Raw genomic sequence first — 25,859 nt, 5'->3', positions numbered from 1 at the left:
GCAGCGGCACAGTCCGCGCCGGATGATCGGCCCTTTGCAGTTCCGCCCGGGCTTGCAATCCTGCCGGCGTAGAAGGGCGACGAGATGCATCCCAATCCGATCTTCCGGCGGGCTCCGGACCAGCTGAGCCTCGATTTCGCACGCGAGCGCGGCTTCGGTCTTCTCGCGCTCAACGGCGCCGCGTCTCCCGCCCTGGCCCATCTGCCCTTCGTTCTGGACAGTCAGGGGCGGCAGGCCGATCTGCACCTGGTGCGCAGCAACCCGGTGCTTGCCCTGCTGGACGAGCCTGCCGAGGCGAGCCTCGTGGTGAGCGGGCCTGATGGCTACGTGTCGCCGGACTGGTATGGCATTCCCGACCAGGTGCCGACCTGGAACTACGTGGCCGTGCATCTGCGCGGCCGGCTCGAGCGTTTGCCCCGGGAAGCCCTGGCGGGGGTGCTCGATGCGCAATCGGCCCATGCCGAGGCACAGTTGTCGCCCAAGGCACCTTGGACGGCCGCCAAGATGACCCCCGGCGCCCGCGACAAGATGATGCGGGCCATCGTTCCGTGCCGACTGCATGTGCAGACCGTGGAGGGCACATGGAAGATGTCGCAGAACAAGCCCGGTCCCGCGCGCGAGGGCGCGGTGCGCGGCATGGAGGCCGGCGGCGGCCCCGGCCTCGAGGTGGGGTTGATGGCGATGATGATGGCGGCGGACGGGCTGCGGGAGAAGTGAGCGCCTTGCCGCCCCCGGCCCTCCTGCCCCCGGTGTGGATGGACAGGCCCTCGACCGCCGGCGTAGGCTGCTCGCGCAGCAATCCGGAGACCCGACATGCAGCTTTTCCACGCCGCCGCATCGCCATTCGTGCGCAAGGTCATGGTCGTGCTTCACGAAACCGCGCAGCTGGCCGAGGTCGCCTGCGTTCCCGCCACGGTCAGCCCTGTCGGCCAGGAGGGCGCGGCCCATGCGCATAATCCGCTGGGCAAGATCCCCGTGCTGACGCGCCCCGACGGCCCCGCGCTTTATGACAGCCGTGTCATCTGCCGCTATCTCGGCGAGCGGGCAGGCGGCGCGCTCTATCCCGCCCCGCGCATCTGGGAGGTTCTGACCCTCGAGGCGCTGGCGGACGGGATGATGGATGCCGCGATCTCGATCACCTACGAGGGGCGGCTGCGGCCCGAGGGCGGCCGTTCGCAGGACTGGATCGCGGGACAATGGGGCAAGATCGACCGCGCGCTCGACGCGCTCGAGGAGGGCTGGATGAGCCATCTCGCCGGACCTCTCGACATCGGGCAGATCGCGGTCGGCTGCGCGCTGGGCTATCTCGATTTTCGCCATGACACGAAGGACTGGCGGCAGGGGCACGGGGCTCTGGCGCGCTGGTTCGAGCGCTTCGAGCAGCGCGCGTCGATGCGCGAAAGCCGGCCTTCGGCCTGAGACGCGGCGCGAGGCGCGTGTGCCGGGGGGCGGTCCACCGGCCACGCCTCCCGGCTTATCGCGCCCCCGCCCCTGCGCGGGTTTGACCGCTGGACCGCAAGGCGCTACGGCGCTAGAGAAATGCGACGATGCGCGGCAGCCCGCCGAGCATCTGGGATTCTGACCCGCCGCTCTTGCCGATGCATGGGATTGGTGGATGGACGAAGAGAATGGAGATGCTTCATGTCACATGCAGATGACCATGGCGGCACGCGGAGGGACTTCCTGTTCTACGCGACTGCGGGAACCGGAGCCGTGGTGGCCGGCGCTGCCGTCTGGCCGCTGGTCAACCAGATGAACCCCTCGGCGGACGTCCAGGCGCTGTCCTCGATTCGCGTCGACGTCTCCGGCGTCGAGCTCGGCTCCCAGCTCACGGTGAAGTATCTCGGCAAGCCGGTCTTCATCCGCCGCCGGACCCCCGAGGAGATCGAGCAGGCCCGTTCGGTCGATGTCAGCGACCTGCCCGATCAGATCGCCCGCAATCCCAATCTCGACGATGCCGGTGCCGCCACCGATCAGAACCGCGCGCTCGACGATACCGGTGAGTGGCTGGTGCAGATCGGCGTCTGCACGCATCTGGGCTGTGTCCCGCTCGGTGAGGCCGGTGATTTCGGCGGCTGGTTCTGCCCCTGCCACGGCTCGCATTACGACACGGCCGGCCGCATCCGCAAAGGCCCCGCGCCCGAGAACCTGCATATTCCGGTGGCGTCCTTCGCGGACGAGTCCACCATCGTGCTCGGCTAGAGGAGAGACGCAATGTCCGGAATTCCGCACGACCACTACCAGCCGAAGACGGGCGGCGAGCGTTGGCTCCACCGCCGTCTGCCGATCGTCGGGCTGCTCTACGACACGATCATGATCCCCACCCCCAAGAACCTCAACTGGATGTGGATCTGGGGCATCGTCCTCGTCTTCACCCTGGCGCTGCAGATCATCACCGGAATCATCCTGGTCATGCATTACACGCCGAACATCAACAACGCCTTCGCGAGCGTCGAGCATATCATGCGCAACGTGAATGGCGGCTTCATGCTGCGCTACCTGCACTCGAACGGCGCCTCGCTGTTCTTCGTCGCGGTCTACCTGCATATCTTCCGCGGCCTCTACTACGGCTCCTACAAGGAACCGCGCGAGGTCACGTGGATCATCGGCATGCTGATCTACCTGCTGATGATGGCCACCGGCTTTCTTGGCTACGTGCTTCCCTGGGGCCAGATGTCCTTCTGGGGTGCAACGGTGATCACCGGCCTCTTCGGCGCGATCCCCTTCATCGGCGAAGGCCTGCAGATGTGGCTCCTTGGCGGACCGGCGGTCGATCAGGCCACGCTGAACCGCTTCTTCAGCCTGCATTACCTGCTGCCCTTCATCATCGCCGGCCTGGTGATCGTCCATATCTGGGCCTTCCACACCACCGGCAACAACAACCCCACCGGGGTCGAGGTGCGCCGCACCAGCCGCGAGGAAGCCGAGCGCGATACCCTGCCCTTCTGGCCCTACTTCGTGCTCAAGGACCTCTTCGCCCTGGCGGTGATCCTGGCGGTGTTCTTCGCGATCGTCGGCTTCATGCCGAACTATCTCGGCCACCCCGACAACTACATCGAGGCGAACCCGCTGGTGACCCCGGCGCATATCGTTCCCGAATGGTACTACCTGCCCTTCTACGCGATCCTGCGGGCCTTCACGTCCGAGGTCTGGGTCGTGCAGATCGCCAGCTTCGTCACCGGCGGCATCGTGGATGCCAAGTTCTTCGGTGTGCTGGCGATGTTCGGCGCCATCTTCGTGATGGCCCTGGCACCCTGGCTCGACACGTCGAGCGTCCGTTCGGGCCGCTACCGCCCGATGTTCAAGTGGTGGTTCGCCCTGCTCGTCGTGGACTTCATGGTGCTGATGTGGGTCGGCGCGATGCCCGCCGAGGAGCCCTATGCGACGATCGCCCTGATCGGTGCGGCCTACTGGTTCGCCTATTTCCTGGTGATCCTGCCTCTGCTCGGCGTCATCGAGAAGCCGTTGCCCCAGCCGATGACCATCGAAGACGACTTCAAGGCGCATTACGAGCCTAAGACCGGCGGCACCCATACCATCGTCAAGCCGGCCGAGTGAGAAAGGACCGCATCACAATGCTCAAGCATCTCACCATCACCGCAGCGCTCGCGCTGGGTCTCTCGGCGGGCGGCGCGTTCGCCGCCGCCGGCGAGCAGAAGATCAAGGATCCGGACTTCTCCTTCGAGGGACCGTTCGGCTCCTACGATCAGCTGCAGCTGCAGCGCGGGCTGAAGGTCTACACCGAGGTCTGCTCGGCCTGTCACGGCCTGAAATACGTGCCGCTGCGCACGCTCGGCGACGAGGGCGGTCCGCAATTCTCGGCGGCGCAGGTCCGCGCCTATGCCGAGAATTACGAGGTCTTCGACCCCGAGCTCGACGATTTCCGTGCCGCGAAGCCCACCGACAGCTTCCCCGAAAGCAACCTGGCGAACGCCCCTGACCTCAGCCTGATGGCCAAGGCACGGGCCGGCTTCCACGGTCCCTACGGCCTTGGCATCAACCAGATCGTCAAGGGCATGGGCGGCCCGGAATACATCTACTCGCTGCTGACCGGCTATACCGGCGAGCAGAAGGAGGAGGCCGGGGCGGTCCTTTACGAGAACACCGCCTATCCGGGCGGCTGGATCGCGATGGGCCCGCCGCTCGTCGGCGAGGACGTGGAGTTCGATGACGGCCATGCCAATGACCTGAGCGCCGAGTCCAAGGACGTTGCGGCCTTCCTGATGTGGACCGCCGAGCCAAAGCTCGCGGCCCGTAAACAGGCCGGTTTCGTCGGTGTCGGCATGCTGGTCCTGCTGTCGGTCCTGCTCTACTTCACCAACAAGCGCATCTGGGCGCCAGTGAAGAGACGCGAGGGTCCCGGCAAGGATTGATCCGCGGATCGACATTGCCGAAGGATTTGAAGGGGCGCGCCGCGAGGACGCGCCCCTTCGCATGAACGGATGGGCACGAAGACGGTGCCGGCCGCGATCATCCCGAGGCTTGAGAAGGGAACGAGGCGGCGCTAGGAACGCTGCGAACAAGGAGCGCCCCGCCATGAGCCTGAACAGCTACGGACATCTCTTTCGCGTCACGACCTGGGGCGAGAGCCACGGCCCGGCGCTCGGCGCGACCGTCGACGGATGCCCCCCGGGGATCGCGCTCGACGCGCAGATGCTGCAAGTCTGGCTCGATCGGCGCAAGCCCGGCACCTCGCGCTACACCACCCAGCGGCAGGAAGCGGATGCGGTCGAGATCCTGTCCGGCGTCTTCGAGGGCCGGACGACCGGCACGCCGATCCAGCTGATGATCCGTAACACCGATCAGCGCTCCAAGGATTACGGCGAGATCGCCGAGAAATTCCGCCCCGGCCATGCCGACATCACCTATTGGCAGAAATACGGGATCCGGGACTATCGCGGCGGCGGGCGTTCCTCGGCGCGGGAGACGGCCGCGCGGGTCGCCGCGGGCGGGGTCGCGCGGGAAGCGCTCGGCGCACTCGCGCCCGAGATGCGCATCACTGGCTACATGGTGCAGATGGGCGAGAAAACGATCGACCGGGCCGCCTTCGACATGGAGGAGATCGCCAGGAACCCGTTCTGGGTTCCCGATGCCGGCGCCGCCGAGGAATGGGCCGACTACCTCGACACGCTGCGCAAATCGGGCAACTCCGTCGGCGCCATGATCGAGATCAGGATCGAGAACCCGCCCGCCGGGCTCGGCGCGCCCGTCTACGCCAAACTCGACACCGAACTTGCGGCGGCGATGATGAGCATCAATGCCGTCAAGGGCGTCGAGATCGGTGAGGGCATGGCGGCCGCCATGCTGACCGGAGAGCAGAATGCCGACGAGATCACGATGGGCCCCGACGGTCCCGTCTATGGCTCGAATCACTCGGGCGGCATTCTCGGTGGCATCTCGACGGGGCAGGACATCGTGCTGCGCTTCGCGGTCAAGCCGACCAGCAGCATCCTCAAGACGCGGCGCACCATCGACAAGCAGGGCCGCGAGAGCGACATCGTCACCAAGGGCCGGCACGACCCATGCGTCGGCATCCGGGCCGTGCCGGTGGGCGAGGCGATGGCCGCGGCGGTGATCCTCGACCATTTCCTTTTGCATCGCGGGCAGACGGGCGGCGGATTGCCGGGGGCGATCGGCTAGGGGCCGGGCCACCCCGCCGATCGCACACTTTCGCGGCTGCCCTGCCCCGCGCCCTCAGATCCAGTAGAAAGGCGCGCCGTAATGCAGATGCGCCTGCTCCTCCCAAGCACGGTCCTCGGTCCAACGTTCGGGCCGCGAAGGTGCCGCTTCGAGCTGCTCACGCGAGATATCGGTGACGAAACCGCCGCGCGAGCGTTCGTAGGTTAGCTTCGTCCAGGGGATCGGGTAATGCGCCTCTCCGAGCCCGAGGAACCCGCCGAACCCCATCACGGCCCAAGCGACCTTGCCCGATTGCTTGTCGATCATCAGGTGGTCGATCGTTCCGACATGCTCGCCGGCCTCTGAATAGACCTCGGTTCCGTTCACGTCGGACGAGGAAACCATGTCGTGATTGCCATGGGTCATCTTGGACACTCCCTGCTTGCACGCATGTCACTCATGCATCCGGGAAACGCGGGACCGCCCATGCGCGTTCCGCCCCCGCCGCGCGCCGCGCGTTCCCGGTGCCGGGTGACAGCGGCGCGTTCAGCCCTTGCCACGGCGAATGGCGGCGGCGATACGCCGTCCTTTTTGCCGGGATCCGCCCTTGTGGCCCGCATCCGCATGCCGTGAAAGCTGCACAGCGAGGATACCGAACATGATGATCGTCACACCGATCAGATCGAAGATGCCGAGCCGTTCGCCCAGGAAGACGGCGGCGATCGCAACGCCGAGAAAGGGGTTGAGGAAGTGGAATGTCGCCGCCCGAACGGCCCCGATCCGCTCCACGAGGAGGAACCACACGAAGGTCGCGGCCAGTCCCGGCACGAGAGTTGTATACACGAATGCAAAAGTCAGCCGCGTGCTCCAGGTCACGTCCCAGGTCTCGAGCGGGATCGCCACGAGGGTGAGCGCGGCCGATCCGATCACCATCTGCAGACCGACGACCATCATCAGGTTGCCGCCGGAAGAGGCGCTGCGGACCGACAGGGTCGCGAATGTGAGAGCCAGGACGCCGATACCGCAGAGCAGAAGACCGCCCAGATCGACGCCGCCGCTCAACCGGCTTCCCATGATCAGGGCGACACCGAGCAGACCCGCGGCAAGCCCGGCCGCCGCGAGCCCGGAGATGCGCTCATTGTAGAAAAGCGTCCCGGCAAGTGCGACGAGGAGCGGCATGGAGGAGGCGATGATCGCCGCGAGCCCGGCCTCGACCGTCTGCATGGCCACGAAATTCAGGCCGAGATAGAGAGCATTCTGGCATATTCCGAAGATCACGGTCGCTTTCCACTGCGCCCGGCTGAGCTTCCAGGACTGGCCAAGCGCGAGCGCGAGCATGATCCCCAGCGTGCCGGAAATGGCGAAACGCAGCGCCAGCGCGCTCAGCGGTGGAGCCTCGGCGACGATGATGCGGGCCGATGTGAAGGCCGATGACCACATGAATGCGAAGGCGAGCCCCATGAGAATTGCCTTGATATCCATGATCTCCACCGCGTTCCAAGACAACCTGCCGGCACGATGCGCAGAAGGATCATCCACCGCAACTGCAAAAAAAACGCTCCCGAAAGGGAGCGTTTGAAGTTGGACACAGAACCAAACGAATGTTCGGCGAGGCAGGGCAGCCCTCAGGCTGCGGAACTGACCCCTTTTGGGGAAAAGGGCATCAGGATAGCGAGATCGAGCGCGTTCCGCAGAAGGCGGGCCCGCAGGGAACCCTTGCGGGCATGTGACAGGACAGCAACGCTCGTCTTGATCGTATGCACCTTGGGACGGGACAGGCCCCGGGCACAGAAAGTCAGGGTGACATCGGCTTCCAGCCGGCAGAATTCACGGTTCCACCGCACTGCGGTGATCGAATAATCCTCGACCGGCAACTTGCGCCGCGCAGAGGCAATCGTAGTGCACACCGGGGTACGTTCGAGATGGCCCATGGCAGTATGGATCGACATGGCCCCCCCTTCCGATGCTTTGTTTCTCCTGGCTTCTCCGCGAACCTGCTCGCCGATCAACCTGTATACCAGTGTAGAATGCCCAAATGTGTCATAATTATGGCAGGGTTTAGCGCAGGTTAAGATTCTGCGAATAATTGTCAGTTACGATACCAAAGCCCACGGTTGACCTCTCCAAACCGGCAGGTCACCCCAGCCTGACCCCGGCCCGCTCGCCATGTTCGTGGCCGATATGCCGATGCCGAAGCCAGTTTTCCTGCTCGGTGTTCTCGATCGATTCGTCGAAATGGGCGCGAACGGTCGAAATTGCCGCGTCCGGCGCCGCCCCGCGCTCCATTAGCATCAGGGCCGCGATCATCCCGCTGCGTCCGGCGCCGTAATGGCAGGACAGCGCGCATCCATCCCCCCGGTCGAGCAACTTGTGCAATTGAGGCCCCACTACGCGCCATTTCTCTACGAATTCCGCAGACGGGGTCGAGAAATCCTCAATTGGCATATTGATGATGGCGATGCCCGAACGCTTGGCAGCGGCAGCAAGGCAGCATCCCGCCCCCTCGGGGAGCTCGTCGTCACCGGCCATCACGATCAAGGTTCCCACGCGCGCCTCCACAAGGGCGGCGAAGGTATCGTCCATGGCTTCGATATCGATATAGGCCTCGCCATCATGCCCGATCAGCAGCCCCGGAAAGCCGGTCATCACCAGAATTCCGCCTTCCGGGGTCCTGATGCGTGCACGGATCGAAATTTCATCGTGATCTTCCATCCCGATATTCCTAATTGTTGTAAAAACGAAAGTACCCGCATCCGTTTGCGGAACCGCTTAACTGCTTGTATACACGTTTCTATTGTCAAGACCGATATTTCATCGAGGAGACCCTCCAAAGTGGCATCATCCAAGCGCGTTGCCGGCAGCGAGATCGCCAACCGGATCCGACAGCGCATCTGCCTGTCGGGCGGGACCGAAGGGGGCAGCGTGCTGCACGAGGGCGCCCTCGCGATCGAGTTCGGCCTGTCGCGCACGCCCATCAGGCAGGTGCTGCAGCGTCTTGCCTATGAGCGTCTGGTCCAGGTCCAGTCGGGGGTAGGCACGATCGTCGCCACGCTCGACCCCGAACACAGGGCCGAGCACAAGCGCGTCGCCGTCGCCCTGCTCATGGCCTCGGCCGATTGCGGGCAGCAGGTCGCCGTGCCGCTCCAGGCCAGGCTCGAGATCAGCGCGCTTGCGGGGATGCTCGAGAATGACGGCGATATGGACGAGGTGGCGATCTTCGACATGTATGCCCAGTTCCTCGATATCATGGCGGGGCTCGCGGTGGACACCATCCTCGAGGATGCGCTCCGTGCCAGCCAGTGGCGCCTCACCCGGTGGTACATGCACGATTTTGCCAAGGATCCCGAGGAGGGACGCCGCCGGCTTCTGGGGCTCCTGCAAGTGGCCCGGCAGGCTGCCGAAACCGGCGATCGGTCGGGGCTCTACACGGTCGTGGCGCGCGACGTGCGCGGTCGCTGACCGCCCTTTCCGCCGAGGCATCACCCGGGGTCGAACTTTCGGGCCGTCTTCGCGTTGAGGCCCCGTCCAGATGAGGAGGGCCCGATGGCGGCTAGAACCAAGACCCGCACCCAGAAATCACGAGGACGCGAGGCCGAACGACCTTCACAGATCCCCAAGCCGGGCTGGCGCGACATCCTGCTGCGCACCAAGAACGAAATCACGAACGATCACGTCTCGGTCGTGGCCGCCGGCGTCGCCTTCTTCGGACTGCTCGCGATCTTTCCAACCATCGCCGCGATGATCTCCATCGCCGGACTGGTCCTCGATCCGGCCGCGATGCAGGAGCAGATCGCGCAGCTTGCCGGCATGCTGCCGCAGGACGCGGCGGACATCCTGCGCGAGCAGGCAAACCAAGTTGCGGCCGACGATACCAGCGCCGGCATCACCGCGGTGATCAGCATTGCACTCGCGATCTACGGGGCGTCGAAGGGGATGAAGACGCTGATGGAAGGCATGAACATCGCCTATGACGAGGAGGAGAAGCGCGGCTTCATCCGGTACAACATCACCGCGCTGGTGCTGACGGTGATCCTCATCTTGGGTCTCGTGATGGCGCTTTCGGCCCTCATCGCCGCGCCCGCCGCGGTGGCCGCGATGGGACTGCCCGGCTGGGTGGACACGCTGATCATCTGGGCGCGCTGGCCCCTGATGGCGGTGCTGACGGTCTTCGGGCTCGATATCATCTACCGCTATGGCCCCTCGCGCGAGAACCCGCAATGGCGCTGGATCAACTGGGGCTCCGTGCTCGCCATGATCATCTGGGTGGCGGGCTCCATCGGGTTCTCGATCTACGTGACCAATTTCGGTAGCTATTCCGAAACCTACGGGGCGATCGGCGGCGTGATCATCCTTCTGACCTGGCTCTGGCTTTCGGCCTTCATCGTGCTCTTGGGGGCCGAGCTGAACTCCGAGATGGAGCATCAGACCGCCGAGGACACGACCACGGGCGCCGAGAGGCCGATCGGGAAACGCGGCGCGGCCAAGGCCGATACGCTCGGCAAGTCGCCCTGAAGGCTCAGCCCTGGGAGGGGTCGACGGTGCCGCGAAGCGCCTTGACCTCTCCACGCTGACGCTTGCCGGCAAGACGGCGGCGTTTGGAGCCTAGGGTAGGCTTGGTGGGCACCCGCCGCTTGGGGCGCTCGAGCGCGGCGCGGATCAGCTCGGTCATGCGGGCACGAGCCAGCTCCCGGTTGCGGCCCTGGCTCCGCGTGTCGGAGACCTTCAGGACGATCGCCCCATCCTTGGTCCAGCGCCGCCCGGCCAGCCGCCTGAGCCTGGCCTTGACCGGCTCGGGAAGGTTGGGAGAACGCTCCGCCTCGAAACGCAGCTCGACGGCCGTGGCGACCTTGTTGACGTTCTGGCCGCCTGGGCCGCCCGATTGCACGAACTGTTCGGTCAGTTCCCATTCGGCGAGCTCGATCTGGGGAGTTATCCGCATCGGGTCCTTCACGCGTAATGTCGCGGCTTGGCCGCCCTGCAAAATCGAAGGGGCCGCCGGATATCGGCGGCCCCTCGAATAATAAGGAGATGGGCCCGGTTAGAGCAGGCGCCCAATCATGTGTGTTCTGCCCGAAGGACTGCCTTCAGACATCGGCCCCCATGACTGTTCCGACCTCATTCTCCACCATCATTCTAGACACTGGACCACCTCCTTTCATTACATTGCCGATACAAGGGAAGGTGGCACAGATTTGGTGTATGTCAAAAGAATTCGCGCAAGGGGTTGCTCAACTCCATGCGAGCCGACGCATGCCCGCAATACCCCTATTCGCTCAGGCGGTAATCGACGAGTTCGGTGCGTTGCAGGAAATGGAAATTGTCGTCGGAGAGCATCGTGACTCGGATCGTCCCTTCGCGATCGGCCCAGACCGCGATGCCTTCGAGATTGTCATGCCGCCCGGTCCATGTCTGAAGCAGGACCTCCTCGTCGGTGAAGCCATCCGGACCGAGCGTGAAGCGTCGCACCCGCGTGGAGAAGCCGAAGATCCCGGTGAAATGACGCTCCAGCAGGTAGAACTTGCCATCGGGGCCGAAATCCGCCCCGACCGGCAGATGCTCGCCGCGACGCGGGATGGACAACAGGCTGTCCCAGCGGCCCTTGGCAAAGCGGTAGACGGGAAAGGGACGCTCGAGCTTACCGGAGCGTTCGGGAAGCGCGTAGAGGGTGCCGTCGGGCCCGATCGCGAGGGCTTCGAGCCCCGAATTGGGCTGCAGCTCACGGAAAGCGGGATTGACCGGCATCGGCATCGCGCGGCTGCCGGCCGCCTCGTAGGCCCAAAGCCGGTGCCTTGCCTCGAAGGAGATGAAAAGGCGCCCGTCAGGCGTCCGCGCGAGACCTTCGGCATCGCTCCACTTGCGGGTGACGGGCGCTCCCTTGATATCGCGCAGCGGCTCGAGCGCACCCGCCGCGATGCCGCTCACGGCGCCATCCTTGCGCTCCAATGTGCCGCTCACGATGTAGCCGCGATCCGACAGGGCCACGAAATCGCGGCCGTCATCGCCGATCTCGATCGCCGACATGCCGCCCAGATGCGGGTCGGGCGAGGTCCAGGTGTAGCTGCCGACATAGTCGAGCCGGGGCGTGCCGGCATCGGCATCGGCCCCGGCGACGCCGAGCACGAAGGCAATCAGGGAGGATATCACCGGGCGAGGACGCTTTGGCACTGGGCCGGGAGGTCGGCCATCTGCAATTCGGAACGCGGCTTGGCGGGGGGAGCGTTGGGATCGGGCGGCGGCGGGTTGAGGATGTTGTCGACCCAGTCCTGCGCCTCGGCGCAGCCGTCTCCGGGCGGCGGCGCGGCCTGATCGACGCAGTCACGCGCGCCCTCCGGGCAGCTCAGCCGCGCATGGAAATGATAGTGATGCCCATACCACGGCCGCACCTTGCGCAGCCAGTCGCGGTTGCCCGTCTCGTCGGCGCACATCCGGACCTTGGCCCCGGGGAAGATGAAGATCCGGGCGAGCCGCGGATCGTTTGCCGCGGCCTTGACCAGCTCGTGCTGGACCCGCGACCATTTCTCGTTGACGAAGGCGCCCCTGTCGCGGCGGTAGCTGACCGCGCTGATCCGCTCGCGCTCGGCGCGGTCGAGCCCGATCCGCGCCGGCATCAGCCAGATGTCGGCATCCATGCCGATCTGGTGGCTGCGATGGCCGGTCAGCATCGGACCGCCCTTGGGCTGCGACAGATCGCCGACATAGATGCCCTCGGTCTCCGGCAGCCGCGCAATGGAGCGCGACAGGTCCTCGATGAAGTCGACTGTCTGGGGATGGGCCCAGTTACGGTTCCGGCTGAGCCGCATCGCCTGCCAGGTCGCTCCCGTCTCGGCCAGCTGCGTGCCGCCCGCCAGGCATCCCTTGGCATAGCTTCCGATCGGTGCGGGCGGCAGGGCGGCGGGGCCCGTCGCTGCGCCGAAGAAGGTCTTGGCCATGCCGTTTCGGGTGACGATATCCCCCTGCGAGGGCATGGTGGGAAGCGCCGAGGCCGGCAGGCTACGCGAGCCGCCGCTGCACCCGGCCAACGCCGCCACCAGAGCCAGCGGCGCCCAGAACTTGAGAAATGTCATGCTGCTCGATCTCCGTCGGGTTTCACCCATGATAGCAGAAAAAGCCCCGAGGCGAAGAGCGCGATGAGCGGAATGATCCCCAGTTGCTGACTTCCGCTCAGGTCGGTCGCGACGGCGATCGAGAGGGGCGCGATGAAGGCCGTGGCCTTGCCCGACAGGGCATAGAGGCCGAATGCCTCGGTCATGCGCGCCGGATCGCCCTGCCGCACCATCATCGAGCGGCTTGCCGATTGCAGCGCGCCGCCGGCGGCACCGATCACCGCGCCCACCGCGTAGAAGACGATGTCCGGCAGCGCGGAGCCGGGCGCGAGGGCCATGCCGAAAAGCGATTCGCGCGAGACGAAAACGCTGACCGTCACCACCGCGATCAGCGCGAGGATGCTGGCGATGATCACCGGCCTGGGGCCGAGCGCGGTATCGGCCCGCCCGCCGATCCAGGCAAAGACGGCGCCGGTGATCACGGCGAGAATGCCGAATGTGCCGGTCTGCACCACCGACCAGTCGAGCACGCCCGCCGCGAAGATCGCGCCCAGCGCATAGGTCCCGTTCAGCGCGTCGCGATAGAGCATCGAGGCGCCGAGGAAGGCGAATTCGGACCGCCTGCGCGGCAGGCGCCGCACCGTCTGCACGAGCCCGGCCAGCGCGCGGCGCACCGGGATCCCGGCACGGCGGGCGGGCGCCGGATCACGCATCCAGGCGAAGAACGGGATCATGAAGAGGATATACCACAGCGCCGAGAAGGGCCCGACGAAGCGCGTTCCCTCGCGCGCCGCCGCATCCAGCCCGAAGAGGGGCTCGATCCCGATGAGCGTGCGGCCCGTTTCGGCATCCTCGGCGAAGAGCAGCAGCATCAGGACCAGCGAGACGAGGCCGCCGAGATAGCCGAAGGCCCATCCGTTCCCCGAGATCCGGCCGATCTGTTCGCGCGGTCCCAGATCGGGCAGCATCGCGTTGGTGAAGATGGTCGCGAACTCCATCCCGATGAGGCCGATCGCGAAACTGATCATCACGAGGGTCAGGTCGAAATCACCCGGCCGCGCCCACCACAGCCCCGATGCGCCGATCACGTAGAGCAGGGAGAAGGCCCAGATCCACAGCATCCTGTTGCCGCGCCCGTCGGCAAGCGCGCCGAGCACCGGCGCGAGAAGCGCGATCACGAACCCGGCCGCCGCGATCGCGTAGCCCCAGCTTGCCTGTGCCGCGGCGCCGTCGCCCAGCAGGGTCTTGACGTAGGGGCCGAAAATGAAGGTCAGGAGCAGCGTGTTGTAGGGCTGGCTCGCCCAGTCGAAGAAGAACCACCCCCAGATGCGTCTTCGCTCGATCCGTCCGGTCATCGCCGCCGCCCCTCCCCTGGGGCCTTCTCGCCGGCCCATTCGGGGGCGCGGCCCCCGAACCTGCATCAAACAGCCAATGCCGGGCACGCGCAATCGCCGGCATTGGCGGGGTCAGGCCCCGCCCGGCCCGCCCGGCCCGCCGGACCTGTCCGCCGCGCCCCGATCGCCGGGGTCAGGGGTGCCCGCAGGGGCGGGCTGCATGGGGGGCCAGGGTCGCTCCGCCTCCGCCGCGCTCCAGGCCTCGACCCATGCCGGCAGGGGCGGCGAGAGGGTGCCGGGCGCCAGCGCCTCGATCACCCGCTCCATCGGAACGAGACCGTTGCGATCGGTGATCGCCGTGCGGATCAGGACATGGCTCGTGCATTCGCCGTCCCGCCACATCGCCTGTTCGATATAGATGAAGCGCCGGTCCCAACCGATGATCCGGGTGCGCATCTCGAACCGGTCGAACATCCGAAGCCTGCGGCGATAGCGCACGGAGCTCCCCGCGACGGTCCCGCCCCAGCCATGGCTGCGCATGAGCGAGATCGCCTTTACCCGGCGGAACAGGACGAACCGGCCCAGATCGTAGAGGGTCAGCGTGCGGCCGTTGTTGAGTTCCATCCACACGTCGATGTCATGCGGCCAGCAGCGGTGATGCGAGACATGCGTGTCGAAGAGGCCAAGCGGCAACGCCTTGCGGTGGCTCCAGAATTCCTTGGCCAGCCTGACGAGCGGATACATGAGGGTCTCCCGGCGGGGGTGGGGTGGATATGCGCGCGGTCCACGCGGATCGCGGGCCGCGCGGTGGAGATGCGCCCCGCGCCGCCCGGGTGCAATGCCGACGTTGCGGAAAACCGTCCCTTTCGCGCGCGCCAGGGCGGTATCGCGGGCGCCCGATCCGCCCCCGCATTCGCCGCAATGCCTTGCCTCGCGCGGCACCGGCCCTTAACTACCTGTCTCAACGCAATGGGACGGACCGGCCATGACATCGCTCTTTCAAATCCTGCTGATGATCCTCAACCTCGTCTGGTTCGTCATGATCGCGCATATCGTGATGTCCTGGCTGATCAATTTCCAGGTGCTGAACCTGCGTCAGCCCCTGGTGGCGCAGATCTGGTTCGGCCTGAACCGCCTGCTCGAGCCGATCTACGGTCCGATCCGCCGGATCCTGCCGAACATGGGCGGGCTCGACCTGGCGCCGCTGATCGCCCTGCTCGGCGTCTACGCGTTGCAGATCATCTTGATGAACAACGCCGCCGCCTTCCATTGAGCCGCGACGCCGCCCGGCGGGCGGTGCGCGCCGATCCGGCCGCAGCCGCGGCGCCAAGAGGCATTTCCCGATCATGAGTTCCGCGCGCGATCTGCTCTCCTCCGTCTTCGGGTTCGGCGATTTCAGACCCGGACAGGAAGAGATCGTCGCCGCCGTGGCACGGGGCGAGAACACGCTGGCGATCATGCCGACGGGCGGTGGCAAGTCGCTGTGCTTTCAGCTTCCCGCGCTGGTGCGGGCCGGGGTGACGGTGGTGATCTCGCCGCTCATCGCCCTGATGCGCGATCAGGTCAGGGGGCTTCAGGCCGCCGGGGTCGCCGCCGGCGCGCTGACCTCGGGCAATACCGACGAGGAGACGGACGCCGTCTGGCGGGGGCTCGACGACGGCTCGCTGAAGCTGCTCTACATGGCGCCCGAACGCCTGGGCTCGAGCGGAACCGAGCAGATGCTCAACCGCGCCAATGTCTCGCTCATCGCGGTGGACGAGGCCCATTGCGTCAGCCAGTGGGGACATGACTTCCGTCCCGACTACCTGCGCATCGGCGCCCTGCGCGCCGCGCTCGACGTGCCGCTCGCCGCCTTCACCGCAACCGCCGATGCCGAAACGCGCGAGGAGATCATCGCGCGCCTCTTCGGCGGGATCGAACCGCGGGTGTTCCTCGGCGGCTTCGACCGGCCCAACCTGCATCTCGCCTTCGGTGCCAAAAACGGCCCCCGCCGGCAGATCCTCGACTTCGCCGCGGCGCGCAAGGGCCAGTCCGGCATCGTCTATTGCGCCAGCCGTGCCAAGACCGAGACCCTCGCCGCCGCCCTGCGCGACGCGAAGCACAATGCCTGCCATTATCACGGCGGGATGGAGGCCGGGCCCCGCCGCGCGGTCGAGGAACGGTTCGCGCGGGAGGACGGGCTCGTCGTCTGCGCCACCGTCGCCTTCGGGATGGGCGTCGACAAGCCCGACATCCGCTGGGTGGCCCATGCCGATCTACCGAAATCCATCGAAAGCTACTACCAGGAGATCGGGCGGGCCGGGCGCGACGGGGCGCCGGCCGAAACGCTGACCCTCTACGGCCCGGACGATATCCGCCTGCGCCGCACGCAGATCGACGAGGGGCTGGCGCCCGACGCGCGCAAGGGCGCCGATCACGGCCGCCTCAACGCGCTTCTGGGCCTGGCCGAGGCGCTGGGCTGCCGCCGGCAGAGGCTGCTGGCCTATTTCGGCGAGACGGCGGACCCTTGCGGCAACTGCGATCTGTGCGAGACGCCGCCCGAGATATTCGACGGGACCGAAGCGGTGCGCAAGGCGCTGTCGGCGGTTCTGCGCACCGAGGAGAATTTCGGCGCCGGGCACCTGATCGACATTTTGCTGGGAAATGCCACCGACAAGGTCACGGCACGCCACCATGACGCCCTGCCGACATTCGGGGTCGGCAAGGAGTTCAACAAGCGCGAATGGCAGGCCGTCTTCCGGCAGATGATGGGGCGCGACCTCGTGCGGCCCGTCGCCGAGCGGCACGGCGCGCTCGCGATGACCGAGGCGGCGCGTCCGATCTTGCGCGGCGAGGCGGGCATCGAGCTGCGCCGCGATGTGATCGCGGCGGCGGCGCGCGAGAACCGCCCGGCGGTCCACACGCTCGTCTCCGAGGCGGATGCGCCGCTCCTGTCGGCATTGAAGGCAAAGCGGCGGGCCCTCGCGGAGGCGCAGAAGGTGCCGGCCTATGTCGTCTTCACCGACCGCACGCTGATCGAGATGGCCGAGAAGCGTCCCGCCACGCTCGACGAGATGGCCCGGATCGGCGGCGTGGGGGCCACGAAGCTCGAGCGTTACGGCGCGCTCTTCGTGGAGGTGATCACCGGCGCGGCGACGCAGGAGATGCATCCCGTCAGGCGCAAGCTGGCAGGCCGCGAGTCGGGTGCGCTCTTCGACCGGCTGGCCGAAGCGCAGCTTGCCCTCGCGCGCGGTCCGCTCGGCACCGACAAGTATCTCAGCTGCACGAACGCCACGCTGCGCTGGATCGCGGAGCGCAAACCGGCAAGCCTGGCCGATCTCGAACGCGCGCCCGGCATGGACGCCCCGCGCACGGAGCGGTTCGGCGACAGTTTTCTGGGCGTGCTGCACGGCGCCTGACCGCCGCCCCCCGAAAGGAGACAGAGATGCTGACCGTGATTTCCCCCGCCAAGAAGCTCGACTGGGACGTGACCCGCGACGCGGCCGCCACGCCGCAGTTCCAGGGCGAGGCGAACATCCTCGCCGATCATGTCCGCGCCCTGCCCCTGGCCGATCTCAAGGCGCTCATGGGGCTCAGCGACACGCTCGCGAAGCTGACCCGGGACCGGTTCCGCGACATGGCTCCCGCCCCGGACGCGGATAACAGCCGTCCGGCCATCCGCGTCTTCGCCGGTGATACCTACCAGGGGCTGGATGCCAGGAGCCTCGATGACGACGCGTTGCGCCATGCGCAGGAGCATCTGCGGATCCTCTCGGGTCTTTATGGCCTGCTGCGTCCCCTTGATGCGGTCCAGGCCTACAGGCTGGAGATGGGGAGCCGGCTGGCCACCGAGCGGGGCCGCACGCTCTATGCATTCTGGGGATCGCGGCTGTCGGAGGCGTTGAATGCCGCGGCGCGCGAGACCGGGAGCCGGTATCTGCTCAACTGCGCCAGCAAGGAATATTTCGGCGCGGTCGCGCGCGACGTGCTGGAGCCCCGCGTGATCACCCCGGCCTTCCTCGAGCGCAAGGAGGATGGAAGCGCCCGGATGGTCAGCTTCCACGCCAAGCGCGCGCGCGGCGCAATGGCCCGTTTCGTGGCGGAGCGCCGGATCCGGGATCCCGAGGCGCTGGAGGAGTTCGACAGCGGCGGTTACGCCTTCGCCCCCGAGATGTCGGAACCCGGCGCTCCCGTCTTCGTCAGGCCGGCTGCGGCCGGCGCCGCCTGAAGGTCCGCGATCTCGGCTTCGAGCGCGGCCCGGCAGAGGGGCTTGGAGAGCGCCGCATCGAACTGCGTCAGCGCCGCGCAGCGATGCGCCGGCATGGCGGTGATCGCGATGAGCCGCGGCGCGGCCGAGCCTGAAAGATTGCGCAGCCGCCGCGCCGTCTCAAGCCCGCCGATGCCGGGCATCGACAGGTCGAGCAGGACGAGATCGGGCCCCTCCCCCGACCGCATCGCGCACGCGGCCGCGTCCAGAAGCGCCTCACCGCGATCGAAGAGCGCGACCTGCATCGGCGCCGTGCCGCAAAGCATCTCGAGATAGGCTGTCAGGATCGTCCTGCTGACGGAGCAGTCATCCGCCGCGAGAAGGCGGAGCGGATGCGCCACAAGGGGGCGGGCCGGCGGAGCCGCGGCGCCACTCCGCGCGGCATCGTCGAGAATTGCGTTCATGATCGGCGGCCCTCTTGCGACAGTCGGCCCGCCGATCAATGCCCTTGCGGGGTTAACATCCCCTTCAGCGCATCCCGGTCAGATGCGCTCGATCGCGAGGGCGATGCCCTGCCCGCCGCCGATGCACATGGTGATCAGCGCCTTCGAGCCGCCGGTCCGTGTCAGCTCGTGCATCGCCTTGACCGTCAGGATGGCACCCGTTGCGCCGACCGGATGGCCCAGCGCGATGGCGCCGCCATTGGGGTTCACCTTCGCCGCATCGAGCCCAAGTTCCTTGTTGACCGCCAGCGCCTGCGCCGCGAAGGCCTCGTTGCTCTCGATCACGTCGAAATCGCTCGCCGAGAGCCCGGTGCGCTCCAGCAGGTTGCGCACGGCGGGGACCGGGCCGATCCCCATCACCTCGGGACGCACCCCGGCATGGGCGTAGCCCAGAACCCTGAAGCCCGGCGTCAGGCCAGCCGCCTCCGCCGCGGAGGCGCGCGCCATGACGATCGCCGCCGCGCCATCGTTGATGCCGGACGCGTTTCCGGCGGTGACCGATCCGTCCTTCTGGAACACCGCCCGCAGGCCCGACAGCGCCTCGAGCGAGGTCGCCTTGGGATGCTCGTCCTTGTCGAACTGCACCGTCTCGCGGCCGCGGCGCACCTCGACCGGAACGATCTGATCGGCGAAACGCCCTTCCTCGATGGCGCGCGCCGCGCGGTTCTGGCTCTCCAACGCGAAGCCATCCTGCGCGGCGCGGTCGATCCCGTGCTCGGCGGCGACATTCTCGGCCGTGACGCCCATATGACCCGTTCCGAAGGGGCAGTTCAGCGCGCCGAGCATCATGTCCTGCGAGCCGATATCGCCCATCTTCTGGCCCCAGCGCGCGGCGGGAAGGATATAGGGCGAGCGGCTCATGTTCTCGGCACCGCCGGCCAGCGCGTAATCGGCATCCTCGAGCATCAGCGACTGGATCGCCGAGACGATCGCCTGCGCGCCGGAGCCGCAAAGCCGGTTCACGTTCATCGCCGGAGCCGTATCCGGAATGCCCGCCTGCATGGCGGCCACGCGGCTCAGATACATGTCGCGCGGCTCGGTGTTGATCACGTGACCGAAGACCACATGGCCGATCTGGCCCGGCTCGACCCCGGCCCGCTCCAGTGCCGCCTTCGATGCCGTGGTCGCCAGGTCGATCGGCGGCGTTCCGGCCAGCGCTCCGCCAAAGGTGCCAATCGCGGTGCGCACACCGCCCAAGATTACGATGTCTGTCATGTCAGATCCTCCTTTGCGGAGCGACCATGGCGCAACTCAGTGCGGGATGCACGAGGCAAGTTCGCCGAACCTGCCGCGCTGCAGCATCAATGCCGCTCAGCTGCCCGGCTGATAGAGCGGCACCGTCGAGATCGACATCTTGGCCGATCCGTTGGTCAGCTCGGCGGCATGGACGAGATAGATCAACGTCTGGTTCTCCTCGTCGAAGATGCGCTTGATGCGCAGGGTCTTGAGAACGATCGAGCGCCGTTCGCGGAAGACCTGCTCGCCATCCTTGCTGCGGTCGATGTCGCCGAGGGTGATCGGCCCGGTCTGGCGGCAGGCGATGGACGCGTTGGAGGGATCCTCGAACCAGTTCCCCTTGCTCAGGCGGTCGATCATGCTGCGCTCGAAATAAGCGATATGGCAGGTGACGCCCTCGACCTCGGGGTCCTGCACGGCCTCGATGATCACGTCGTTGCCGACCCAGTCGACCCCCACCTTGCCCACCTCTTCGGCATGGAGCGGGGCGGCGGCGAGACAGGCGGCGGCGGCAAAGTATCGAAGCAGGGTGGTTGGGGACATGGAAGCTCTCCTTTGGGCGGCGAACGCGCCGGACGGCTCCGCGTTCCCCTCCCGGCTCGCGATCGGGCCATCCGCACGGGTTTCACGCCGGGCCGCATCCCGCTAGAGGTGGGAGGAGCAGCAAGGGAGCAGCGCGCATGACGAACGCCTTTCTGACCCATCTCAACGACACGCTCGACCAGATCGAGAGCGACGGACTTCTCAAGCGCGAACGGCCCTTGGCTGGTCCGCAGGGCGCGCATGTCACGGTCGAGGGGCACCGTCTCCTCAACCTGTGCGCCAACAATTATCTCGGGCTCGCCGACGATCCGCGCCTGCAGGAGGCCGCCACTCGGGCGATGAACAGCCATGGCTTCGGGCTTGCCAGCGTGCGCTTCATCTGCGGCACGCAGGATCTGCACCGGGCGCTCGAGCAGCGCCTCGCCGACTATCTCGGTCATGACGACAGCATCCTCTTCGCCGCCTGTTTCGATGCCAATGGCGGCCTCTTCGAGCCGCTTCTCGGCCCCGAGGACGCGATCATCTCCGACAGTCTCAACCACGCCTCGATCATCGACGGCATCCGCCTGTGCAAGGCGCGGCGATACCGCTACCCCAATGGCGACATGGACGCGCTCGAAACCTGCCTGAAGGAGGCACGCGCCGAGGGAGCCCGCTTCGTGATGATCGCGACGGACGGCGTCTTCTCGATGGATGGCACGCTTGCCCGGATCGACCTGATCCGCGCGCTCGCGGACCGCCACGACGCCATGGTGATGGTCGATGACTGTCATGCCACGGGTTTCATGGGCCCCAAGGGACGCGGCACGCCGGCGCATTTCGGCGTGAAGGCCGATCTCGTCACCGGTACTCTTGGCAAGGCGCTGGGCGGTGCGCTGGGCGGCTATATCGCCGGGCCGCAGGCGGCGATCGACCTGCTGCGCCAGAGGGCGCGGCCCTATCTCTTCTCGAACGCGCTTCCGCCCGCGATCACCGCAGCCGGCCTCGCCGCGCTCGACATCGTGGAGGCCGGCGACGATCTGCGCGACGCGCTTTTCACCAACACGCGCTATTGGCGCGACAGTCTCGAAAGGCTCGGCTTCGAACTGCTGCCCGGTGAGCATCCCATCGTTCCGGTGATGCTGGGTGATGCGCGCCTGTCGCAGGAGATGGCGCGCGCCCTTCACGAGGAGGGCGTCTATGTCGCCGGCTTCTTCTTTCCGGTGGTGCCCAAAGGACAGGCGCGCATCCGCACCCAAATGAACGCGGCATTGAAACGTGCCGATCTCGACCGCGCGCTCGAGGCGTTCGAGACCGCCGGAAGGCGGGTGGGGGTGCTGTCATGAGCAACGAGATGAGGGCGCTGGTCAAGGCCCGCCCGGAGCCCGGCCTGTGGATGGAGCGCCGCCCGGTGCCTGCGATCGGCCCGGATGACGTGCTCATCCGCATCCGCAAGACCGGCATCTGCGGCACCGACATCCATATCTGGAACTGGGACGACTGGGCGCGCGGGACGGTGCCCGTTCCCCTCGTGACGGGCCATGAGTTCGCCGGCGAGATCGTCGAGATGGGCCGCGATGTCGAAGGGCTGGAACTGGGCCAGAGGGTCAGCGGCGAGGGGCACCTGATCGGCAGGACCTCGCGCCAGAGCCGTGCGGGCCGCTTCCATCTCGATCCCGAGACCCGCGGCATCGGGGTCAATGTCGCCGGCGCCTTCGCCGAATACCTGTCCCTTCCCGCCTTCAACGCCGTTCCCCTGCCGGACGCCGTGGATGACGAGATCGGCGCCATCCTCGATCCGCTGGGCAATGCGGTGCACACCGCGCTCAGCTTCGATCTGGTGGGGGAGGATGTCCTGATCACCGGCGCGGGCCCGATCGGTATCATGGCGGCGGCGGTCGCACGCCATGTCGGCGCGCGTCATGTCGTCATCACCGACGTCAACCCCGACCGCCTCGCCCTCGCGGCCGAGGTCGCCGACTGTGTGCCGGTCAACGTGGCGCAGGAGGACCTGCGCGACACCGCAGCACGGCTGAAGATGCGCCAGGGCTTCGATGTCGGGCTCGAGATGTCGGGCAACCAGGCGGCGCTCGACCAGATGATCGAGGCACTGGTCATGGGCGGACGGATCGCCATGCTGGGCATCCCGCCGGGCAAGTCTCCGGTCGACTGGAGCCGCATCGTTTTCAAGGCGATCACCCTGAAGGGCGTCTACGGGCGCGAGATATTCGAGACCTGGTACAAGATGCTTGCCATGCTGGAGAACGGTCTCGACATCAGGCGTGTCATCACCCACCGGATGCGCGCCGCCGAGTTCGAGACCGGGTTCGCCGAGATGCGCGCGGGGCATACGGGCAAGGTCGTGCTCGACTGGGACTGATACCCGGCGTCGGCGCGCGCGGTCTTCAGCTTCGCAAAAATACCTTCGCCGAAGGCCCCCCCAACGGGGGGGATGCGACACCCTCTTCCGCGCGGGCCCTCAGCCGATCGGCGCGTCCGGCCGTATCAGCCCCGCTTGCTTGAGATCGTGCCAGAGCGCGGACGGGATCTCGGCATGCGCGGCGGCGACATTCGCCGCCATCTGCGCCCGTGACTGGGTGCCCGGTATGACGGACAGCACGCTGGGATGAAGCAGGGGGAACTGGAAAGCCGCGTCCACGAGGCGCACGCCATGACGCCCGCAGATGTCCTCGATCCGCGAGACCCGCTTCCGGACATCCCCGGGGGCAGGCTCGTAGTCGTAATGGCTGTCTTCGCGCGCGCCGGTCGCCAGGATCCCCGAATTGTAGGGACCGCCGAGGATGATGCCGATCCCGCGCGCCTCGCAAAGCGGCAAGAAGGTCTCGAGCGCTCCCTGCTCGAGCAGGGTATAGCGTCCCGCCAGGAGGAACATGTCGAAATCCCCGCGCTCGGCGAGCCACTGGCAAGGCTCCCATTCGTTGACACCGGCTCCGAACGCTTCGATGACCCCCTGCCCGCGCATCTCCTCAAGGGCCCTGTATCCCCCGGACATCAGCTGCTCCAGCGCCGCATCGAGCGCCTCCTGGGAGCCTTGGTTGCGCTTGTCGATGTCATGCGCGAAGAGCATGTCCAGCCTGCTGACGCCAAGACGCTCGAGAGAGAATTCCACCGAACGCATCACGCCGTCATAGCTGTAATCATAGTTCTCGCGGCGATCGGGAACGTCGAACCACTTGCCGATGCCGTCGCGCTCCTCGGGAGTGCTCGGCGCCAGAAGCCGCCCGACCTTGCTCGACAGGACATAGGCATCGCGCGGCTTGCCGCGCAGGAAACGGTTCAGCCGCGTCTCGCTCAAACCGAAGCCGTAGAGCGGGGCGGTATCGTAATAGCGCAGACCGGCCTGCCAGGCATCCTCGAGCACCGCATCCGCCTCGGCATCGTCGATCGCCCGGTAAAGATTGCCCAAGGGGGCCGCGCCGAAGCCCAGTTCGGTGAAGGTGAGCCCACCGGTGCCGTGCCTGTTCCAGGATCGTGTCTTCATCGGCAACCTCCTCGCCCGCAGGGAATGAGAAGGCACCTAGCGCGCGCCCGGCCATGCGCCAGACCCCGCATGGAGGCGGGCACCCGGCGGGCCGGCATGAAAGAGGCGCGGGCCGGTCTCCCGAAACCCGCGCCCCGCGCCTTGTCCAGAATGCCGTCCGCATGACGGGCGCGCGGGAGAGCCTCCCGCGGCCGCGCCGCGCGCCCGGACGTCACATCTTCGGAATGCGCCTCACTCGTTGATGACGATGCTCTCGACCTTGGAATAGCCGTCCTCGCCCAGCGCCTCGTAGGTGATGCTCACGCTCATGCCGGCTTCCAGCTCGTCGGGCGCGACGCCGCCGACATCCGACAGGGTCCAGATCGTCTTGTCGTCGAGAACGAGGATGTTGGCCACGCGGTCGTAGGCCACGACCTCGCCCGTCACGCTATCGGCAAACGCGGGAGCGGCGGTGAGCAGGGCGGCGGCGGTGAAGGCGGCGGGCAGGGTGGAAATACGGATCATGTCCAAGAAGGCTCCGAGGGCGCCACTACGCTGGCGGGACGTTGCGCGATCTCGCGCGCGCTGCACATGTGTCTCGGCGGGGGCCCTGTCAATACCTCATGGCGCAAATACTGACGCGGCGGACGGCGGCGGGCACGATGGCGAGCCGATCACGCCTCTGCCTCCGCTCTCGCTCCCATTGCCGCCCCCGCCCCCGCATTGCCGCGCCGATGCTCCGAAGCCCCGCAGTTCTTGCAATCGGCGCGGTTCGCCCCGATAAACATACCCCGTGCCCGGGCCCTACCCATCACCCGGTCCGGAACCGCGAGGATGTCACGGGGCCCCAAGGCGCATGCCCACCCTCATCCAGGCGGCCGGTCATCGCAGCGACAGCACAGGAATGGCCATCATGGACGATACCCCGAACCAGGCAGCCGATGTCGTCGTTCTCGGCATCTTCGTGGCCGACACCACCTATACCGCGGCGCGCATGCCCCGGATGGGCGAGACGATCATGGGCACCGACTTCGCGCTCGGCCCCGGTGGCAAGGGCTCGAACCAGGCGGTGGCCGCGGGACGCTCGGGCGCGCGCACGCATCTCGTGACCCGGATCGGACGGGACGCCTTCGGCGAGATGGCCGAGCGGGTCTGGGCGGAGGCTGGCGTCACCCCGCGCCTTTGCGGGGACGGCATGGCGCGCACCGGCGCTGCGAACATCTTCATCGATGCGGGCACGGGCGACAATGCCATCATCGTCTTTCCGGGGGCCGGCGCGGGCCTGTGCCCCGACGATCTGGAGGAGTGCCGCGATCTGCTGGGCGCCGCATCCGTCTTCCTCACCCAACTGGAGCAGCCGATGCCCGCCGCCGAGCGCGGCCTTCGGATCGCGCGGCAGGAGGGAACGATCACGATCCTGAACCCCGCCCCCGCGCCGCACTCCCCCCTGCCCGGCGCCCTTCTGGAACTGTGCGATTACGTCACTCCGAACGAGACGGAGGCCGAGGCGCTGTCCGGGATCGCGGTGAGCGACATTCCCAGCGCGGCGGCAGCGGCGGCGGCCTTGCGCGCGCAGGGCGCGGGCGCCGTGGTCATCACCCTCGGGGCGATGGGGGCACTTCTGAGCGATGCGGAGGGCGAGACGCATATGCCGGCCCATGACGCGGGCCCCGTGCGCGAGACGACGGGAGCGGGAGATGCGTTCAACGGGGCGTTTGCCGCCGGGCTCGCCTCGGGGATGGCGCCGCGTGCGGCGCTTGCGCGGGCGGTCGTGGCGGCGGGAATCTCGGTGACGCGGCCGGGTGCCGCCGCATCGATGGCCAACGCCGCGGAAATCGACAAAGCGGTGTCGCGGCGCCCGCTGTGATCCCCGCCGCAAGCGCGGCGGCGCGGCGGGCCCGAAAACGGCCGGCAAAAGCGCGGTTGGCGGGTCCT

General features: G+C 67.1%; 28 protein-coding genes. 14 read left to right on the top strand and 14 right to left on the bottom strand.

The window, feature by feature from the left end; all coding sequences use genetic code 11:
* Positions 1-84 precede the first annotated feature (84 nt).
* From PMES_RS05710 to aroC, 6 genes are all read left to right on the top strand, one after another.
* The gene (locus PMES_RS05710) at positions 85-717 is read left to right on the top strand and encodes an FMN-binding negative transcriptional regulator (RefSeq protein ID WP_159964560.1); all 633 of its coding nucleotides are present in this window, start codon (positions 85-87) and stop codon (positions 715-717) included.
* Positions 718-813: 96 nt separating this feature from the next.
* Positions 814-1,419 carry a glutathione S-transferase gene (locus PMES_RS05705; protein ID WP_159964559.1) on the top strand — a complete coding sequence of 202 codons (606 nt, stop codon included), beginning with the start codon at positions 814-816 and terminating at the stop codon, positions 1,417-1,419.
* Between the two features lie 222 nt (positions 1,420-1,641).
* Positions 1,642-2,202, top strand: coding sequence for a ubiquinol-cytochrome c reductase iron-sulfur subunit (gene petA / locus PMES_RS05700; protein ID WP_159964558.1), 561 nt, complete (start codon positions 1,642-1,644; stop codon positions 2,200-2,202).
* Between the two features lie 12 nt (positions 2,203-2,214).
* Complete coding sequence (locus tag PMES_RS05695; RefSeq protein WP_159964557.1) at positions 2,215-3,558, top strand: cytochrome b; 1,344 nt, start codon at positions 2,215-2,217, stop codon at positions 3,556-3,558.
* 17 nt (positions 3,559-3,575) lie between these two features.
* Positions 3,576-4,373 carry a cytochrome c1 gene (locus PMES_RS05690; RefSeq protein ID WP_159964556.1) on the top strand — a complete coding sequence of 266 codons (798 nt, stop codon included), beginning with the start codon at positions 3,576-3,578 and terminating at the stop codon, positions 4,371-4,373.
* 163 nt (positions 4,374-4,536) lie between these two features.
* Positions 4,537-5,640: a chorismate synthase gene (aroC, locus tag PMES_RS05685; protein WP_159964555.1), complete on the top strand. Its 1,104-nt coding sequence runs from the start codon at positions 4,537-4,539 to the stop codon at positions 5,638-5,640.
* A 54-nt stretch (positions 5,641-5,694) separates the two neighbouring features.
* Here aroC and PMES_RS05680 read toward each other — a convergent pair whose 3' ends face one another.
* The 4 genes from PMES_RS05680 to PMES_RS05665 all read right to left on the bottom strand — a co-directional run bounded on the left by PMES_RS05680 (position 5,695) and on the right by PMES_RS05665 (position 8,331).
* Positions 5,695-6,045, bottom strand: a complete 351-nt coding sequence (locus tag PMES_RS05680; RefSeq protein WP_201288960.1) for a PRC-barrel domain-containing protein — start codon at positions 6,043-6,045, stop codon at positions 5,695-5,697.
* Between the two features lie 120 nt (positions 6,046-6,165).
* Positions 6,166-7,101 (bottom strand): DMT family transporter, encoded by a 936-nt coding sequence (locus PMES_RS05675; protein ID WP_159964554.1) that lies wholly within the window; start codon positions 7,099-7,101, stop codon positions 6,166-6,168.
* 143 nt (positions 7,102-7,244) lie between these two features.
* Positions 7,245-7,568, bottom strand: a complete 324-nt coding sequence (locus PMES_RS05670) for a hypothetical protein (RefSeq protein WP_159964553.1) — start codon at positions 7,566-7,568, stop codon at positions 7,245-7,247.
* 187 nt (positions 7,569-7,755) lie between these two features.
* The gene (locus PMES_RS05665; protein WP_159964552.1) at positions 7,756-8,331 is read right to left on the bottom strand and encodes a phosphatase domain-containing putative toxin; all 576 of its coding nucleotides are present in this window, start codon (positions 8,329-8,331) and stop codon (positions 7,756-7,758) included.
* Between the two features lie 120 nt (positions 8,332-8,451).
* Between PMES_RS05665 and PMES_RS05660 the strand changes: the two genes are divergently transcribed.
* Both PMES_RS05660 and PMES_RS05655 read left to right on the top strand, forming a co-directional pair.
* Positions 8,452-9,078, top strand: coding sequence for a GntR family transcriptional regulator (locus tag PMES_RS05660; protein ID WP_159964551.1), 627 nt, complete (start codon positions 8,452-8,454; stop codon positions 9,076-9,078).
* An 84-nt stretch (positions 9,079-9,162) separates the two neighbouring features.
* Positions 9,163-10,131, top strand: a complete 969-nt coding sequence (locus PMES_RS05655) for a YihY/virulence factor BrkB family protein (RefSeq protein WP_159964550.1) — start codon at positions 9,163-9,165, stop codon at positions 10,129-10,131.
* A gap of 4 nt (positions 10,132-10,135) precedes the next feature.
* Here the strand turns inward: PMES_RS05655 and arfB are convergent, their stop codons facing one another.
* From arfB to PMES_RS05630, 5 genes are all read right to left on the bottom strand, one after another.
* On the bottom strand, positions 10,136-10,558 hold the full coding sequence (gene arfB, locus PMES_RS05650; RefSeq protein ID WP_159964549.1) for an alternative ribosome rescue aminoacyl-tRNA hydrolase ArfB: 423 nt from the start codon (positions 10,556-10,558) through the stop codon (positions 10,136-10,138).
* A 326-nt stretch (positions 10,559-10,884) separates the two neighbouring features.
* A complete protein-coding gene (locus tag PMES_RS05645; protein WP_236549709.1) occupies positions 10,885-11,763 on the bottom strand; it encodes an esterase-like activity of phytase family protein in 879 nt (292 codons plus the stop codon).
* Positions 11,760-12,683 carry a penicillin-insensitive murein endopeptidase gene (gene mepA / locus PMES_RS05640; protein ID WP_159964547.1) on the bottom strand — a complete coding sequence of 308 codons (924 nt, stop codon included), beginning with the start codon at positions 12,681-12,683 and terminating at the stop codon, positions 11,760-11,762. Before mepA ends, PMES_RS05645 begins: the two co-directional genes overlap by 4 nt.
* Complete coding sequence (locus tag PMES_RS05635; protein WP_159964546.1) at positions 12,680-14,017, bottom strand: MFS transporter; 1,338 nt, start codon at positions 14,015-14,017, stop codon at positions 12,680-12,682. Before PMES_RS05635 ends, mepA begins: the two co-directional genes overlap by 4 nt.
* A gap of 111 nt (positions 14,018-14,128) precedes the next feature.
* Complete coding sequence (locus PMES_RS05630; RefSeq protein ID WP_159964545.1) at positions 14,129-14,740, bottom strand: acyl-CoA thioesterase; 612 nt, start codon at positions 14,738-14,740, stop codon at positions 14,129-14,131.
* A 241-nt stretch (positions 14,741-14,981) separates the two neighbouring features.
* Here PMES_RS05630 and PMES_RS05625 point away from each other — a divergent pair, with 241 nt between their 5' ends.
* The 3 genes from PMES_RS05625 to yaaA all read left to right on the top strand — a co-directional run bounded on the left by PMES_RS05625 (position 14,982) and on the right by yaaA (position 18,203).
* Positions 14,982-15,269, top strand: coding sequence for a YggT family protein (locus PMES_RS05625; protein WP_159964544.1), 288 nt, complete (start codon positions 14,982-14,984; stop codon positions 15,267-15,269).
* 73 nt (positions 15,270-15,342) lie between these two features.
* The gene (gene recQ / locus PMES_RS05620) at positions 15,343-17,394 is read left to right on the top strand and encodes a DNA helicase RecQ (RefSeq protein ID WP_159964543.1); all 2,052 of its coding nucleotides are present in this window, start codon (positions 15,343-15,345) and stop codon (positions 17,392-17,394) included.
* A 26-nt stretch (positions 17,395-17,420) separates the two neighbouring features.
* On the top strand, positions 17,421-18,203 hold the full coding sequence (gene yaaA / locus PMES_RS05615; protein ID WP_159964542.1) for a peroxide stress protein YaaA: 783 nt from the start codon (positions 17,421-17,423) through the stop codon (positions 18,201-18,203).
* Here yaaA and PMES_RS05610 read toward each other — a convergent pair.
* The 3 genes from PMES_RS05610 to PMES_RS05600 all read right to left on the bottom strand — a co-directional run bounded on the left by PMES_RS05610 (position 18,128) and on the right by PMES_RS05600 (position 20,464).
* Positions 18,128-18,646 (bottom strand): response regulator, encoded by a 519-nt coding sequence (locus PMES_RS05610; RefSeq protein WP_159964541.1) that lies wholly within the window; start codon positions 18,644-18,646, stop codon positions 18,128-18,130. The two genes, yaaA and PMES_RS05610, sit on opposite strands and share 76 nt — an antisense overlap.
* Before the next feature lie 78 nt (positions 18,647-18,724).
* Positions 18,725-19,900, bottom strand: coding sequence for an acetyl-CoA C-acyltransferase family protein (locus PMES_RS05605; protein WP_159964540.1), 1,176 nt, complete (start codon positions 19,898-19,900; stop codon positions 18,725-18,727).
* Positions 19,901-19,996: 96 nt separating this feature from the next.
* On the bottom strand, positions 19,997-20,464 hold the full coding sequence (locus tag PMES_RS05600) for a CreA family protein (protein WP_159964539.1): 468 nt from the start codon (positions 20,462-20,464) through the stop codon (positions 19,997-19,999).
* A gap of 137 nt (positions 20,465-20,601) precedes the next feature.
* Here PMES_RS05600 and PMES_RS05595 point away from each other — a divergent pair, with 137 nt between their 5' ends.
* Together PMES_RS05595 and tdh are read left to right on the top strand one after the other, a co-directional pair.
* Positions 20,602-21,789, top strand: a complete 1,188-nt coding sequence (locus tag PMES_RS05595; protein ID WP_159964538.1) for a glycine C-acetyltransferase — start codon at positions 20,602-20,604, stop codon at positions 21,787-21,789.
* An 8-nt stretch (positions 21,790-21,797) separates the two neighbouring features.
* On the top strand, positions 21,798-22,823 hold the full coding sequence (tdh, locus tag PMES_RS05590) for an L-threonine 3-dehydrogenase (RefSeq protein WP_159964776.1): 1,026 nt from the start codon (positions 21,798-21,800) through the stop codon (positions 22,821-22,823).
* Positions 22,824-22,922: 99 nt separating this feature from the next.
* On the opposite strand, the gene PMES_RS05585 is transcribed toward tdh, so the two are convergent.
* Positions 22,923-23,945, bottom strand: coding sequence for an aldo/keto reductase (locus tag PMES_RS05585; protein ID WP_159964537.1), 1,023 nt, complete (start codon positions 23,943-23,945; stop codon positions 22,923-22,925).
* A gap of 231 nt (positions 23,946-24,176) precedes the next feature.
* Positions 24,177-24,449 (bottom strand): hypothetical protein, encoded by a 273-nt coding sequence (locus PMES_RS05580; protein WP_159964536.1) that lies wholly within the window; start codon positions 24,447-24,449, stop codon positions 24,177-24,179.
* 388 nt (positions 24,450-24,837) lie between these two features.
* Here PMES_RS05580 and PMES_RS05575 point away from each other — a divergent pair, with 388 nt between their 5' ends.
* On the top strand, positions 24,838-25,791 hold the full coding sequence (locus PMES_RS05575) for a ribokinase (RefSeq protein WP_159964535.1): 954 nt from the start codon (positions 24,838-24,840) through the stop codon (positions 25,789-25,791).
* Positions 25,792-25,859: the final 68 nt, after the last annotated feature.

It is taken from the genome of Profundibacterium mesophilum KAUST100406-0324 (assembly GCF_009835145.1).
GTDB lineage: Bacteria > Pseudomonadota > Alphaproteobacteria > Rhodobacterales > Rhodobacteraceae > Profundibacterium > Profundibacterium mesophilum.
Note: the sequence above shows the minus strand (reverse complement) of the source record. Positions and strands in the feature narration are given on the sequence as shown.